Annotated in this window: 17 protein-coding genes; all 17 read right to left on the reverse strand. The window is 41.5% G+C overall.

The window, feature by feature from the left end; all coding sequences use genetic code 11:
• Positions 1 to 198: 198 nt before the first annotated feature.
• Positions 199 to 1,041 carry a conjugal transfer protein TrbL family protein gene (locus M1K46_RS19625; protein WP_256227366.1) on the reverse strand — a complete coding sequence of 281 codons (843 nt, stop codon included), beginning with the start codon at positions 1,039 to 1,041 and terminating at the stop codon, positions 199 to 201.
• A gap of 13 nt (positions 1,042 to 1,054) precedes the next feature.
• Positions 1,055 to 1,549, reverse strand: coding sequence for a hypothetical protein (locus M1K46_RS19630; RefSeq protein WP_256227367.1), 495 nt, complete (start codon positions 1,547 to 1,549; stop codon positions 1,055 to 1,057).
• Positions 1,546 to 3,135: a VirD4-like conjugal transfer protein, CD1115 family gene (locus tag M1K46_RS19635; RefSeq protein ID WP_256227368.1), complete on the reverse strand. Its 1,590-nt coding sequence runs from the start codon at positions 3,133 to 3,135 to the stop codon at positions 1,546 to 1,548. Before M1K46_RS19635 ends, M1K46_RS19630 begins: the two co-directional genes overlap by 4 nt.
• 7 nt (positions 3,136 to 3,142) lie before the next feature.
• Positions 3,143 to 3,574, reverse strand: coding sequence for a hypothetical protein (locus M1K46_RS19640; protein ID WP_256227369.1), 432 nt, complete (start codon positions 3,572 to 3,574; stop codon positions 3,143 to 3,145).
• A 15-nt stretch (positions 3,575 to 3,589) separates the two neighbouring features.
• A complete protein-coding gene (locus tag M1K46_RS19645) occupies positions 3,590 to 4,186 on the reverse strand; it encodes a hypothetical protein (RefSeq protein WP_256227370.1) in 597 nt (198 codons plus the stop codon).
• Between the two features lie 22 nt (positions 4,187 to 4,208).
• The gene (locus tag M1K46_RS19650) at positions 4,209 to 5,264 is read right to left on the reverse strand and encodes a bifunctional lytic transglycosylase/C40 family peptidase (protein WP_256227371.1); all 1,056 of its coding nucleotides are present in this window, start codon (positions 5,262 to 5,264) and stop codon (positions 4,209 to 4,211) included.
• A gap of 6 nt (positions 5,265 to 5,270) precedes the next feature.
• Positions 5,271 to 6,614 carry a type VII secretion protein EssB/YukC gene (locus M1K46_RS19655; protein WP_256227372.1) on the reverse strand — a complete coding sequence of 448 codons (1,344 nt, stop codon included), beginning with the start codon at positions 6,612 to 6,614 and terminating at the stop codon, positions 5,271 to 5,273.
• 16 nt (positions 6,615 to 6,630) lie between these two features.
• Positions 6,631 to 8,592: a VirB4 family type IV secretion system protein gene (locus M1K46_RS19660; protein WP_256227373.1), complete on the reverse strand. Its 1,962-nt coding sequence runs from the start codon at positions 8,590 to 8,592 to the stop codon at positions 6,631 to 6,633.
• Between the two features lie 14 nt (positions 8,593 to 8,606).
• On the reverse strand, positions 8,607 to 9,260 hold the full coding sequence (gene trsD, locus M1K46_RS19665; protein ID WP_256227374.1) for a TrsD/TraD family conjugative transfer protein: 654 nt from the start codon (positions 9,258 to 9,260) through the stop codon (positions 8,607 to 8,609).
• On the reverse strand, positions 9,253 to 9,654 hold the full coding sequence (locus M1K46_RS19670; protein WP_256227375.1) for a hypothetical protein: 402 nt from the start codon (positions 9,652 to 9,654) through the stop codon (positions 9,253 to 9,255). The genes trsD and M1K46_RS19670 overlap by 8 nt, the downstream gene beginning before the upstream one ends.
• Positions 9,655 to 9,667: 13 nt before the next feature.
• The gene (locus tag M1K46_RS19675) at positions 9,668 to 9,988 is read right to left on the reverse strand and encodes a CagC family type IV secretion system protein (RefSeq protein ID WP_256227376.1); all 321 of its coding nucleotides are present in this window, start codon (positions 9,986 to 9,988) and stop codon (positions 9,668 to 9,670) included.
• Positions 9,989 to 9,992: 4 nt separating this feature from the next.
• Positions 9,993 to 11,141, reverse strand: coding sequence for a hypothetical protein (locus tag M1K46_RS19680; protein ID WP_256227377.1), 1,149 nt, complete (start codon positions 11,139 to 11,141; stop codon positions 9,993 to 9,995).
• A gap of 112 nt (positions 11,142 to 11,253) precedes the next feature.
• A complete protein-coding gene (locus tag M1K46_RS19685; protein ID WP_256227378.1) occupies positions 11,254 to 11,646 on the reverse strand; it encodes a transposase in 393 nt (130 codons plus the stop codon).
• 547 nt (positions 11,647 to 12,193) lie between these two features.
• Positions 12,194 to 12,424 (reverse strand): hypothetical protein, encoded by a 231-nt coding sequence (locus M1K46_RS19690; protein WP_256227379.1) that lies wholly within the window; start codon positions 12,422 to 12,424, stop codon positions 12,194 to 12,196.
• 45 nt (positions 12,425 to 12,469) lie between these two features.
• Positions 12,470 to 13,114: a pyroglutamyl-peptidase I gene (gene pcp, locus M1K46_RS19695; protein ID WP_256227380.1), complete on the reverse strand. Its 645-nt coding sequence runs from the start codon at positions 13,112 to 13,114 to the stop codon at positions 12,470 to 12,472.
• A gap of 247 nt (positions 13,115 to 13,361) precedes the next feature.
• Entirely contained in the window at positions 13,362 to 14,324 is a 963-nt protein-coding gene (locus M1K46_RS19700) for a DUF979 domain-containing protein (protein ID WP_256227381.1), read from the reverse strand.
• A complete protein-coding gene (locus M1K46_RS19705; RefSeq protein WP_256227382.1) occupies positions 14,321 to 15,034 on the reverse strand; it encodes a DUF969 domain-containing protein in 714 nt (237 codons plus the stop codon). The genes M1K46_RS19700 and M1K46_RS19705 overlap by 4 nt, the downstream gene beginning before the upstream one ends.
• Between the last annotated feature and the right edge of the window lie 176 nt (positions 15,035 to 15,210).

Here is a 15,210-nt window from a genome sequence, read left to right on the forward strand (position 1 = left end):
AGGTTATGGGGAGGAATTGATGGAAATATAAGTAGAACAAGCAGAAATATGAGATGGAAAAGTCGGCAATATTAAACTGGCTGATTTAGTGGTCGTAAGAATCAATTAAAAACAGCAACGTATGAAACGATGCTGTTTTCCTTAAGCAATGCCACAATGAATATGGGAGTAAATTTGTACATAGAATGACTCTTTTTATTACCTTTTCATAAGAAATCGTCGTGCAGCCATCTTGGTTGTCCCTCCTACCGCACCAACCATTCCTCTGCCTGATCCACTTGAATACCACATGTTTCGCAACACTGACGGACTCTTTATTAAAAGGATACAGCAGCCCATTAGCAATAAGAAGTTAAAGAACGTAATGTTCTCATTAATTAAGATGCTAAGAGCGGCAATGAACAAAAAGATCTTTGCCAGTATCGTAACAATCTGGCTTAGTAATTCCCTCCACCAAACCCCTAGATATTCATTGTCATCAGCAATGACGGATACACAGGCAAGGGGGCTAAGTAAGTATAAAAACATTATATCAGCATGAAATATTGCTACGGAGAAGAGGAAGCCGATAAATGCTACGGCAAACACTGCCAACAGTATGAGAAGGGCGGCTCCTTGAAAATGCAATGCTGCAAAGTTACGAGGATCGAGCATTGCTTCTATCTTGTCTTTACTGATATTTTTTCCTTCAGAGATCATCCAGTTTCCCGTATTGTAGGCGACCTTCTCTAATAAAATTTTCTGAATAAAAGGCATAGCGGGTAACAATAGCGCACTTTTTAGTGTATTCACGATGACTGGTCCATAGGCGATTGCGTCTCCCGCTGCATTTCTGGACATGACCTCAATGATTTTGTACAACACAATGGTCACTGCAATGGTAGAGGTGAGGGTTAATAGAAAGTTATTCACCTGAGTAAAAAATTCAATTTCTGCATTTTGTTTTAACAATAGATCATTACACAATAATAATGCCCATTCAATAAAGTCTTCGAGCATCCCTTGAATGGCCTCTACGATTTTCTCCTTAAAATCAAACACACAGAATCACTCCTCACTCGGAATCTTTGACCTGTACGATCTTCCATGTGTCTTCTTGCTTTTCCGTTGTGATAGCTTTATGGTCAAAGCCGCTGCGTTTAATGTCAAACGTAAATGTCTCGTCTTCTTTGTTTAGTTTAACTTCATTTACTTTGGTATCTTGGCTAAAAAGTAAATTAGCTTTAGTACCACCATTCGGTGTATCTTGAGCCTTATTTAGGGTAACTAAGTATAATAGCTTTTTTTGCTCATTTTCAGCCAAATCTTTTGAAATAAATTCTTTATTCTTTGAGCTAAATTTCTTCCACGCAAGAGTATTCGCTTCATCACTAGTTTTAGCTTCGGCAAGTTTTTCTTGATCTTTGAAGGAGTTTAAGACGCTGTTAACTGATTCTGTTGCATTCTTCTTTTCTACTTTAGGATCAAACTTTTCTCCACTTGCCCCTCCGTTACAAGCTGCTAGCATCATCACGATGATGAATGATAAAATGATTTGTACGTTTTTCATTTTTTATAGCTCCCTTCTTGGTCTGATGTATCAGATGAGGACATTCCTGCAAAGAAGCTTATAGCCAATTCTTCTTGTCTTTGCGCTTCAATTTCAGCTTTCTTGGCTTTGGACACTTGTAATCTTGCTTCCTCTTTGGCTCGTTCTGTTTTTCTCTCCTCACTTCTTTTATATTCCTCATGTTGCTTTTTTTGCCCTTCAAACCATTGGAGCACTTCTTTCGTAGGAGTGTTTTGGTAAGTAAACTGACTGACTCGAAAAGTGTTGGTGACGTTCGGGAAAAGCTCAAACTGTTTTGTTTTCTGGGCTTTAATCGGATATTTTCCAGTTATCAGGACGATGGACTCGTTGGGATGCATTGTCAGGATTTCATCCACGTTCATTAAGTTCCGGGCCGAATAAGAATAACTTTCAGAAGAGGAGGAGCTAGGTGATTTACCCCTCGATTTGGAAGAGGAGCCCGTTTCCATCTTTGCCGTCGTTTTACCCATTAGCTCAGAAAAGTACTTTGCGGTGGTTTCATTGACGTTTCCGAGACATATCTTTATCCCGCAATTTCCTAAGATAGACTCCGCTTGTTCTCGCCCGTACTTTTCCTGCAGCTGGGTAATATTTTGTACGATGGTACAAACCGCTATGCCATACCCCCGACAAGTGGCCAAGAATCGTTCGTAGTCCGGGAATTTCCCCAGGTTGGCGAATTCATCGAGAATGAAGACGACCGGTTGAGGCAGGGAAGTGTTATGTTTTGCTCCCACCTTATAGAGCTCCTGAAACATCTGATTAAAGAAGAGGTTAATAAGTCCTTCCCAGGTGGTATCCATCACGGGAATAATGACATACAGGGCAATTTTTCGTTTCCCTACATCTCCTAAAAAGAAGTCGGAGAAACTGGAGAATTCTGAGACTGAGCTCGAGGTAAAATCTCCTATGGTGGTAAGCAAAGAAATAATGATGTTTGCTCGGGTTTTCTCTTGTGACTTTTTGAAGCCCAGTTCATAGGCTCTTCGAGCGGGATGCGTTTTTTCCAGTTTTAAAAATTGATCATCTAGGGCGCTGGTACTGTCTTCACTTTCTTCGGGATCAAATTCTTGCAGGAAATCGAGAACTCCACTCATGTTTCTTTGGTGGGGCGGCAATTCATGGACGGCATACAAAATTAACGCCTTTAACAAGCTGAATTGAGCGTTATACCAAAAATCTTTCCGTTTCGGGTCGTTTTTGGAGGAAATGATGGTGTTCGCCACCGTGGAAGCTTGAATTTCCTCTCGTACATAATCAAACGAATTGTAGCGGTCGGAATAACTCATTTCCATAAAGTTAACGACATGTACCTCATAGCCCTGGTTCCGCTTTACAGCGGCTGTCATTTCATAGACTTCACCTTTTGGATCGGTGACGACAATGGAGCACTCTTTTTCGTGTAAGACATTTGTTACCACATAACTTTGGGTTTTGGATGACCCAGGTCCCCCGGCGACAAAATGATTTCGATTCGGAAGGGTGGAGGAGGTGGGTTGTATGAGAATGGACTGATTCACCATGCCTAAGATCAATCCGTTATGGTTTTGATAAGCCGTCTTCATTGCTGCTTCACTCCTTTCTGTGATCGATCATACTCGCTTCTAAGTCTTTCATGAGTTGTTGGGGGGCCACACCTAAGGTTTCACCGTGCGTGAATATTTCAGAAGGAAGGGCAAACCGGCTGGAGCCATGCACGCCGTATTTATCGGCTAACTCATATTGGGTTTTCCTTCGGTTGCTAATAAAGGCTATATAGAAAGATAGGATAATAACACTGCCGCTCCCGAGCAGAAACAAAGGGCTTTTTTCTTGGATCATTTGTGTAGATTGAAGGATGGGGTGTTGGATATTTTGCAAAATAAAATTTAGAAAAGCCTCTGTAGACAATTGGCTTTTTTGTTCCGCGATAAAAGGCAGCAACCCGGCTATGTTAATGACGATGAGCTGTAAAACCAGCAGTGTAACAATCCATACCATCAGTCGGTTTCTGAACTTCTTCATGAAAGGTTCACCCCTTTAGTTTTCTTCAAACGGTTCAAAAGCTCCCATTAATTCCAGTTTATCGATGACCCATACCTTCTTCTCTTGAACAACCGTGACTTCATACATTTGATTTTTACGAGGAAACTTGCTTCCGTTCACTGAATACTCGGTCTCCATGTTGACCAATGCTTTGACTTTCTCCGGATCTAAAGCAGTAAGGTATACTTCAAGCGACTTGACTGTATTTGAAAAATCAATCTGCGGGCTTTCCATTTCCCCTGATGCCTGTAACTTTGAGATCACAGAATCTGCTAATCGATTCTTTACCCGGTCAAAACGCGATGTATATGTCTTGTTATCATAGGTAAAGAGAGTGGTGAACGTATCTTTTACAAAACGTTTGATATCTTCACTATGTTCCATTTCATACATCGCAGAATGCTCTTTATAATCTCTTAAGGATTTTTCATTTTGTTTGGCTTTACTTTTCAACTGTGCTACCGCGGCTTCAGATTGCTTGTGTATTTCACTCGCTTCACTGACGATGGTTCTTTGGCCTGCGTACATAAAGCCAAGCAATACATTTACCAGGAGGGAGATGCCAAGTATCGTAACCAAGAATTTTGTCATGGTAGTTCTCCTTTCTGGGGTACTAATGAGCCACCCGGCCAAACCCGGCTAAGTGTTGTTTCCAGTAGGACGCTTCTGCATTATGAAGACCGATGCCCGATCCGTTGGAGTCAAACATCTTCCCGTTGCCGAGATAGATGCCGACATGAGTAATGTATTGATCGGTATCATAGGTCCCTGTAAAGAAAATCAAATCACCCGGTTTTGCTTCCGTCGGAGGAATTTTTTTGGACGCGTTATACTGCAACTGTGCCGTTCTTGGCAATTTAATCCCGGCCTTGTTAAATGCCCATTGTGTGAGGCCTGAACAATCAAACCCGGTGGAAGGGTGAGCGCCTGCCCAGACATACGGCCAGCCGGTGTATTTCTGAGCTTCTTTTAAAACGGCAGAGTAGACTTGTTTTCCGAGCGGTGAGAGATCCGCTCCGCCAGGCCCGCCTCCTGCTGCGATCAGATTCCTCATGACTTTTTGAACATAGGTATAATCTCCATAACAGTACGGTGCACGCCAATCCGTACACCTCCAGCCGAGTTTTTTGGTTTGATCGATGGAGAAGACTTTGGCCAGTTCAACCGAATGTTTATTCCCCTTTGCGGCGACAAAACCTATATAACCAGATCCATAATTATAAGACTGTACAATGGCCGCAAAGTCAACGCCTGATTTTTGCCCGGTTTCTAAGACGGATTTAAAATGCTTAACTCCGAGATCAACGGACTGAACAGGATCCTGAATGGCGTTAGGAGGGAGTCCAATGGACTCGGAGCTTTGCATGATATCCAGCGTTGGAGAGCTTCCGAGCTCCTGGTACATCAAGGCTAAGAGAAAGTCGGTGTACTCCGGAATGCCATACTTTGACGTATATTCGCTGACCAAGGGTCTCCATTTTTCAATTTGAGGCGGAACGTTAGCTTTCCCAAAAGGGGAAGAGATAGTGTCTTCGGATGGCCGAGAGATGTTTACGCTAAATAACAGCCCGGCCATGAGAATCAATGCAAAGACACTGCCGATGAGAATAGGCTTCCAGTTACGAACAATAAATATCGTAGACTTGACGGTGACCGTTACGGCTGCCATTCATTCTCACCCCAGTTCTTTGGTTACTTGCTGCAGCTGTGCTTTTAGTTCTTGAAGTTCAAGGTTTTTTGGTTTCAGTTGTTTCTTTTTGACGTTCTCTTTGACCTTTTTCTGGTCTTTAATGTCTTGTATTTGTTTTTCAAGAACCGTGATTTTGTTCTTTAATTCCGTTTGTTGGATGATGTTTCCTAATTGTTTGTTTCTTAGCCGTTGATTTACGTTTTTTGCATCGGACAGGTCGCCATGAGCCACAAAGGCTTTTCCGATCCGTAGCAACTGATCCTTATCCTTAGTAAAGGATTGCTCAGAGAGAAGAACACCATAGTCATAACTCACAATCTTTTTTTCTAGCTGCAAATAGGGACTGTCACCCTTAAGCTTTAATATCTCCTGTTCCTTATGGCGTTCATAAAGCAACTTGATAGTGGGCTTGATCAGCAAGGGATTCGTATCAATGGCTTGTTGATAGTCTCCGTGATCAAAGTACAACTGAGCCAACTGTTTCTTGGACCCATGGTTTTTCTTTAAATGGGTAATGGCTCCTTCATAGTTGTCTTCACTCAGCAGTCTATAAAACTTGGATTCTTGTTTTTCTTTGTTAAGGTCCTTAGCGTACGCGGTTTCCACTTTATGCACGGTGTTTTGCTGCAAGAGAAAACTTCCTCCAAACGCTGATAAACATACGGCTGCGCATAAAGCTGTCCATAACCTTTTTTGCTGTCTCAGGCGGGATTTTTCCTGTTCAACTTGAAAGAAATGTTCGGTTTCTTCTTTTGTCAGCCGGTTAAACAAGAGCGTTTTTAGTTCTGCAAGAGAAGCCGCATTAGCAACCTCAAAAAAGAATGCCTCTTTTTCTTTTTTCAATACCTTTTCTTTATCTCGTTTATATTTTTCATAGGTAAAACGAGAAAACAGGGAAAGAATCAAAATTTTATATTGTTCAAGGGCTGACGTTTGATCATAAGGCAGCCAACGGTTACTTCTGTAGAGAAACTTAATGGTTTTTAAATCTTTAAAGAAGATGTTCCTTGGATGCACGAGGACCTTCTCTGAGAATGTTCCTAGCGGATCGGTTTCAAGCAAGGTGTAAAGAAGAGAAAGTCGCATTACCGTCGAGTAGTTTTTGACGACGGTAAGAGGCTGATATTCATCCTCTATTTCATAGTTCAGCAAAAAGCGGTCATTCTCTTTATTGATGTCAGAGAGCTGAAAAAAGTAGGGAGAGGGTGCTTTTAGATCTTCTAAATCTTCCGTTCGTTCTCCCACCACCTTGTCTTCTCCAATCTCCAGCCGGTAATGTTTTTCTTTTGAGATGAATAGGGTTCCGTGTTCAAATAATTGAATCTTCATTGATTCGTCCCTCCTCTCATAACACAAAATGACGAACTTCTTCTTTTTCGATTGGTGTCATTTCATTTCGGGCTTCATAAGCCGGAATCTCGTCGGGGTCCTTTCCGTATTTCTCCCAATACCGCTCCCGATTCCATAACCGAAGTTCCTCCTGTGTGAGTTCCACCTTGATAAAAGCACGCTGGGAACCATAGACGAGTAACGCTTCTCCCTGTCGTTTGGCACGCAAAAGGGAGATTTCTTCATCAGAGAAGGAGAGGTTGATTTTATGAATGACATCGTCCACCCCTTTATTGTCCAGTCCAAACAGCACTTTTGTATGGCTATTTTCCACCATAGCCGCTCCCAGGTTATCGACGGTATCTAACACATCGATGATCTGCTGGGTACCGGCAATCGCTCCTGCATTGTATTTTCTGAACCGTTTGTAGGCCTGATAAAAGAATCTCATGGAGTCTGGGTTTTTGGATAAGAAATGAAATTCATCAATGAACACATAGATGAGCTCCTCACGGTTCTTGGTCACCTCATCCCATAGAAATCCAAAGATATTAAAGTAACATGCCGCCTGGACATCGACTTCATTTTGCAGCGCTTTTAAATCAAAAGAAAACAAGGAGTTGGTGATGTTGACATTGGTATGTCCGTTGAAAAGAGAGTTGGAGCCATAAACATAGCTCTCCAAGATGAAATAAAAGTCTTGAATTTTTTCGTAGCGTTCAGGGTCTGTCGTGTTGAGTGCTCCTAAGTCCTCATAAAAGTCTTCCAGTATGGGAAAGGATGTTGAGGTTAAGGTCTTAAGATCAAGCTCTTCATGGATAGAGAATCGATCATAAAGCTGCGTCAGCATTTTATCCAAAATGCTGGATTCGACTTGAGAGAGATTAGGCTTTAATACTTTAAAGAAGGCTTTGAGACGCTGCACTTTTTGCTTCACCAAATCTTTAACAAAATCCGTATTGCCATGAAATTCTTCCGTATCGGTAATTTCAGTTGTGAAAATTTCCAACGGGTTAATTTTTGTGCCGCTGTTTGAACTGAGATGCACCACTTCTCCTCCAAGGAGCTTCACAATTCGTGAATACTCGTTTTCAGGATCAATGATGTACATCTTAATCCCCATGGCAAAACATCTTAGGATTTTTTGGACCATAAAAGTGGACTTCCCAACCCCTGAGGTACCGATGACCACCATGTTTTGGTTTAAGGTGCGCTGTGTATCAAGGTAGTCGATCGCGACTAAGGAATTGGTGGTTTTGTTTATGCCTTCTACTTGTGCCATTGGCGAAAGGTAACAGATTTCAGAGTCATCAAAGGGAAAGAAGGATGACGCTGTTTCACTGTTGCACATTTGGTAGGTGTACTCTTTAAGTTGGTTATCCCCTAACGGCAAAGCGGACCAAAAGGCCATCGGTGTACAGTAATGGGGATTTAAGGCTTTCATTCTTAGTTTGGTCAATATACGCTGCACGTTGTCTTCTAAGGATTTTAGATCATCCAAAGAGAGGGCTTGAAGAAATATGTACGTATAGAGATACATAAAGTTGGACCGGTTCGATAGCACTTGATTCAACTGGTAGCGGGCACTTTTAATTTCAGATTGCAACTTAATGCGAGTAGCGGGGTCCCGTGTTTTTAAGAGTTCCGCTTCTTTATTTTTTATCGAGTCATTGTAGTAATCAATCATTCCTTCGGCATTGGCCGGTTCCAAATATTGAACGAAGGAGATATTTCCTTTTAAGCGCTTGAGATCAGAAAGCCAGTTTCCTTTCTGTTCTTTGGGGTAGGAGACGATCGCCAAGACTTTAATAAAGTTACCGCCACTTTCAATAAAGTTTTTGTTCTCTTTCCACACAAAGGGATAGATCGCGTTGAGTTCTTCCTTTTCTAACACCGAATGCAACAGATCTTGTGGGCTACTGGGTGTTTCATCTTGTTTTTTAGATGAGGAACCATTTGGTGAGGAACAATCGCTCATCTCCTTTCCCTCTTTTATCCGTAGAGTTTGGACATTTCAAAGTCAAAGTAACGGTACAACACGGATAACATGTCTTTTTCAGACAGTCTGCTGATCGTGAGATCATAGGATTCAAAAGTAGAGCGCAAGGAATTAGTGATTTCCTCTACCTTTTTCGTGAGGATACTTTCCGCGCCTTCTAAATCCTGGAGGGTGCGTTTTTTGATTCTTTCACGTACGACAACGAAATGCTGCTTGGTCGACATTTCGTCTTTTAGCCGAATTCCCTGGTAATGATCGATGTAGGAGGCGATCAGCGTTCTCCTGTAGTCGTTTTTCTGCTTTTCTTTGTTTTCCACCTCGTTGAGGTATCTTTTTTTCCATCCTAAAGTATAGGAACGTAAATCCACAGGCACCGTCATGGAGATCATTTGTATTTGATCATGAACCTGGCTCATTAAGAACGATCCATAATCTTCAAAGATCCGATTCTGTTCGTATTCTGCCAGTAGGTCCAGATTGATGCCACTTACTTTCAAAATCGATGTTAAGTAACCATTCTTTAAAAGTACAAAGTCTTTATACAGACCTTCAATGATGCTGACATCCTGAATGGTCCGCTGCCCCTTTTCAATGAGGGTATCGACTTCATAATCAAATTCTTTTTTGTTTTTGGCGTTTTTAGGCATCGTAATCATTCCTCTGGTTTGGCCTGATAAAATACAGTTTTTGACGGCTGGTGTAGTTCAAAACACGTTTTAAATAATTGCTGTAGGTGATATTCGGCCGGGATCCAATCGGTCGTAGAACCGCAAAGGTGAACGCGCCTAACATGATCAAGGAAGCCACAAGCATTTTGGCCATCATAAATCCAATGGAGTAGGGGGGGATTAACATGATGGCCACTGCCACTCCAATCGCGGGAAGGACAAATCGAAAAAAGTTGGCCAGCGAAAGGCCTTTGACAATGTTATACGATTTATCGACGTTATCCGGAAAAACAAAGGTTTTTCCTCGCCGGCTGTCTTCTTCTCCTAGAAGATCTTTTAAAACCTCACGAATTTCTTCTTTTGATGTGGACATGTTTCATCACCTCTTATACAAACAATTGATAAATCCAGGGAACAATCCACACGAGAGCGGCTGCTAAGGCGACGCCGCCTAATACCGTTCCGACCCCACGAAACATGTCATTTTTGGTGTGAGGATCATCCACTCCCGGCAGCTTTTTAATGATGATAAAAATGGACACGCAAACCCCGACAATAACGACGATTCCCGTTAAAAACGCTTGTATTTGCTTCAATCCTTCTTTGACTTTCGCACCCACATCAGCTGCTAGTACTTGATCCTGTACCATGATAAATAGTAGGGCAGTGAAAAGTAATATGGGTCCGAGTTTTTTTATGGTTCTCATCCTTTCATCCTCCTTCATGTTTTTCGATTATGTCATCAAAGGAAATTTCTTGATTCAAACTCTTGTCTTGTTCAAGGTTTTTTTCTTTTTGCAGTTCTTTTTTGAGATCGCCTAGTCGAAGATTAGCTTCTTTTTCGGTGAAGTAAGGCGAGAGCTTTTTAATAGAACCATCACTTTTTACATGACCAATAAAAGACCCTGTAGGGTGTGAGATCACTTCAAAGTCAGGTGCTTTGGTTTGAAGGGATTGATTTATTTCGATTCCATAAAACGAGAGAAATCCTTGGGCAACGGCTTGGCTATTCATCACTAGCTCATTAAACGCAAGAGCTGCCCTGTTTTTTGCTAGCTTCATCCACTTATCTTCAAGGTCTGGAAGTTTAATGTGATGGTCGGTTCCGTCTTCCTTAAGCGTGAGTTCAACATGATCTTGCTTTTGTTCAAGTTGGTTGATCGTAACGGTTTTTCCCATTAAGGATACGGGAAGAGACTTGTCTTCCAACGTCTGACGGAGGGCCTTCTTTTTTAGTTTAGGATTCTGTGCCAAATCATCTTTAAGAATAGAGATCCTTAGTTTTTCAAGGCTCTTATGGGTGCGGAAGGGTTTCATGGATTGTCCCGTAAATAAAGAGAGACGAAAATGCTTATTTTCTTTTAAGGAAAAAACCTGTTCATTTTGTTGTATCCAGAATGTTTCTCCTCTGAACTTCTCAAATTGAGTTGTTCCAAATAGGTGGAGTAGAAGATCTTCTTTGGACTTAAACGATGTTGTCACCTTGTGCGATTTTTTCCCCTCTTGGGTCACCACACCCCAAACGTTATCTTCATGTTGGTAGACATCAAATGAGCTATTGTTTTGTTCATAAGGGAATCGGTCTATGAGCTCACCAGAAAGTTGAAACCATTCAGGCTGTTGTTTTAGTGCCAGATGGTAATAAAGAGTGTATTCTAATTCCGCTTTGTCAGCTTTAGATAAGGAAGGCTGGTCCTGCCGCATCTGTTCTAGGCTTTGTTGGATTAGCTTATTCCTGTCCCCGTCTTTTTGTTTGTTGGATTGTTCAATCAATTGGAGGATATAGTCTAAGATCGTTACCATGGAGTCGTTAACGGTTTGTTCAATTACTTCATTTCTCATCGCCTCATTACCTTTCAAGTTGATTCGGCTGATTGTATGTTAAGAAAGAAGTGTTATGTATGGAACGTTTTGGTTAGTGATAGGATTAGGTTTTGATGGAGGAGCACTTGGATGTATGAAGCATCTGGTGCTATTTCTTTGTGTGGTAGAGTTCAAGCATTTCTCTAAGCTGAGCTTTTTCAGTGGCAATAAAGTATTTTTGATCCCATAAATTTATGCCGTGCTGCACTTTCGATTCCGGAAACTCCTTGTACATAAATCTTGCGGAACCTCCTTTAAGTGCCTTCATGATATTAGGAATGTAATGGGTCGTTTTACATAGAATCACCAGGTTAATTCGAGCACCTTGGATGGTTAAATCTTTAATGACAAACGCGTGGCGCTCGGACACATGATGTAGATAGTCGGTAAGAAACGCTTTTTCATTCTCTTGTAGATGAATATCGTTATGTGTAGAAAAACTAATATGATATTGCAAAAAAGAAGTGTGATATTTGCTTGAAAATCCTTGCGATAGTAGCATTATTTACTCCTTTTCTATAGTAATAGATGTCTCAATATCATATTTCACCTATACAGGTTTATTTTACCAGAATATTAAAACAATTCCTAGTGGTCCAATAAAAAGGGGAAAAAGGTCTTGGGAATAGGAAGAAAGACCAATTAAGAGAGAGGGTAAAACATTATTTAGAAATAAAAAAAGGGAATAGAGGGAAAGAAGGTAAAATGCAGGGGAGTGGGGTTTAATCTTTACTGTTAACAACACTAACTACATAAAAGGAAGTGTGTTTATTTACGAATTCACTTATGGAAACGCTTGTGTTTTTACTTATGTACAACTGTTGTCTCTGTGATTTTTAGGCACTATGAAATAGATGATTTAATTAAATCAGTAGAAGCAAAAACTCTTAGTCAAAGTAATATTAAAGAAATAGATAAAATTGCTAATGTATGAAACAAAGTTTTTGCGCAAAGTTCACAGGGAATTAAATAAAGAAGGATGCAATTCAGTTAATGAAGATATGCTTGAATTTTATAAAACAGACTTATTGACACAACCCAATAATGCGTTAGCCAACAGTTGCAGCAAGCTCAAGGACAAAATGGAACTCAAATGGGAATGCCATTACAAAGCTTAGCACAAAGAGAACGAAATGCAGCACAGCAGTTGGCGCAAATCCAACAGCTTGCGCAACAATGTGCTCAGCAATTACAGCAACAACAATAAATTTATGAGATGTAAAAAGATTGCAATGGGAACAACTCCATTGCAATCTTTTCGTTTGTATTAAACTTCCCATTACGGGTTCCATCCATTTTAAAGCCCAAATATTGTTTCTCCACTTTTAGTGAAAGGTACCGCCCACTGAACGAATATCTGATTTATACTGTACTGCTGTCACAGCCGCAATTCGAAGACCTTGAACAATAGTTTCAAGGCTTAAGCTTGGGGCTTGTTTATCAAGCGTTTGCTGCGGAATATACGGGATATGGATAAATCCTCCCCGTATGTCTGATGAGGTGGAGGTGATATAGTCCATTAAGCCATAAAAGATATGGTTGCACACAAAGGTGCCCGCGGTATGAGAAACGGAGGCCGGAATATGGCTTTCCTTCATCTTTTCCACCATGCGTTTGATTGGAAGGGACGTCCAATAAGCGGCTGGTCCATTTCGAACAATCGCCTCGTCGATGGGTTGTTTCTCCTCATTATCCGGAATTCTAGCATCATCGAGATTGATCGCAACTCGCTCCGGTGTGATGTGCAAGCGTCCTCCAGCTTGTCCTACACAAATCACGACGTCGGGTTTGTGCTGTTGAATCAACTGCTTTAAAACTGAAATGGATGTTCCAAATGCGGTCGGAACCATTTCAGACACGATGAGTACATCCTCCGCCACTTCTCCGTTTAACTGTTTAACGGCTTCCCATGAAGGGTTCACAGATTCACCGCCAAAGGGTTCAAAACCTGTTAATAACACCTTTTTCATGCACATCCCTCCTCGTATAGTATGTTTAAGCTTGAGGGCTTCTTTTCCCGGCTCCAATAGAGCCACCAGCAAAATGTTTGGACGTCTCAAGATTTCTGGATAAATGATGATAGGATCATTTGGGACAATTCTTTTTCCTCCTGTTGATGGATTCTCAGTGAACCCCGTGGGACTCCCTACTCGTAGGCTCAGCATTTTTTAAGCAAACAGCTCTTTGACAACTTCAAGTTGACATACTACCGCAGGTCTATATGTGTAAAGAAACAAGACAATACATGAGAATGATATTAAAAAACAGTACGATTAAGGCGGTTGGCACTTGCACTTTAATGACATGATTTTTGTCTTTTAAATCCAGCAATGCAGCCGGAACAATATTAAAGTTGGCCGCCATCGGTGTCATTAAGGTTCCACAGTAGCCAGCAAACATGGATATAGCCGCAATATGGTTAGGGTTCGCATCAAATTGCTTAATGAGCAACGGAATAGCAATCCCTGCTGCCAACACGGGAAAGGCTGCAAAAGCGTTCCCCATAACCATGGTAAAAAGAGCCATGCCGAGACAGAAAATCACGACTACCCAAAATAGAGAACCTTTCGGTATGAACGAGGTCACGACGTTTGACACAACGGTGCCGACACCGGCATTGGTATAAACGGTTCCTAGTGTTGCCAAAAGTTGAGGCAGCAGAACGGCCCAACCTACCGACTCCAGCAGACGACGTGATTCCTTTATCGTCGTTTTTGGTGTGCCACGAGTCATCCACATTGCGGACAGGATCGCAATGATGCAGGACAGCCCTAATGCCACCATGGTAACATTCGACGGATCCAGTAAAGGTTTACCTTGAAATTTTACCGTGTCCAACCCTTTTGAGCCTACTAAGGTCAAGACGGGGATCAAGATGGCAGGAATAAATAAACGGCCGCCGAACTTTTTTCTGCGTTCTTCTTTCATTGCCACGCTTTCCTCGATGTGTACGCTTTTCTTCAACCCTCCTCCAGCAATAATCAGTACCATGAAAATGACCAACAGCCCTATATAAAATGGCGGAAGGACACGACCGAACATTAGCGTGATGGCATAAATCAAATAAAAGCAACCAGACGTAAGACGTCGATTGTTGGTTTGATCGGCGAAAATATAAAAGGAGCAGCCCAGCACAATAATGCCCATCAAACGATAAATCATTTCTACGGAGAAAATCATAATTGATGCTTCTTTCTAATGGGTGTTTCGATCTCTTGTTTTTCTGAATTTCTAAACCGCTGATTCAGCTTTTTATCAAAGATGCGAAGGCGAATGGCGTGGACGATAAAGGCAAAAATCGCGGTCGGGATACCCCACAAAGCCATGGCAATAGGATCAGCCGGTATATTGTTCTGTTTGAAAAACCCGGTCATTAAAAGAATGGCGCCAACCGCAACAAAAATATCTTCGCCGAAGAACAATCCAATATTATCTGCAGCAGCAGCTTGGGCACGGATTTCCTGCTGTTCCTTCTCGGGCAATTTGCCATACTTGGCTTCCGCTGCTCCCTCTGCCATCGGTGCAATGAGCGGCCGGACGGTTTGCGGATGACCTCCGAGACTGTTTAACCCTAGAGCGGCCCCTAATTCGCGAATCAATAAATACATAGTCAATACACGGCCAACCGTAATGGACTTTATTTTCCTTACAATACGAGCAGCTTGTTGCTGTAGTTCATTTTTTTCGAGTAGGCCGATGACGGGAAGTGTGATAATCAGAATCGACATATAGCGATTGGTTGTAAACGCTTCCCCAAACTGTGTAATAATATCAATGACGGGAATGCCTGCTATGATCCCTGTAACCAATGCTGAAATGGTAACCACAACGGCAGAATTCAGTTTCAGGATAAATCCAATCATAATTAGTAAAACACCAATTAATACCATAATTGTCCCCTTTCTATGTTGTTAAATGTATTGTGTTATAGAGCTTAACGACATGTGAACCATTTTACATGAAAAATTGGACTTTTCACAATGTTTGAACCAATTGTTGTTTTTTATATGGATGAGTTTGATACGGGAACCTAATATTTGCTGAAGGTAAATTACCGTGGAATTGT

The organism is Fictibacillus sp. WQ 8-8 (genome assembly GCF_024494405.1).
Classification (GTDB): Bacteria; Bacillota; Bacilli; order Bacillales; family Fictibacillaceae; genus Fictibacillus_C; species Fictibacillus_C marinisediminis.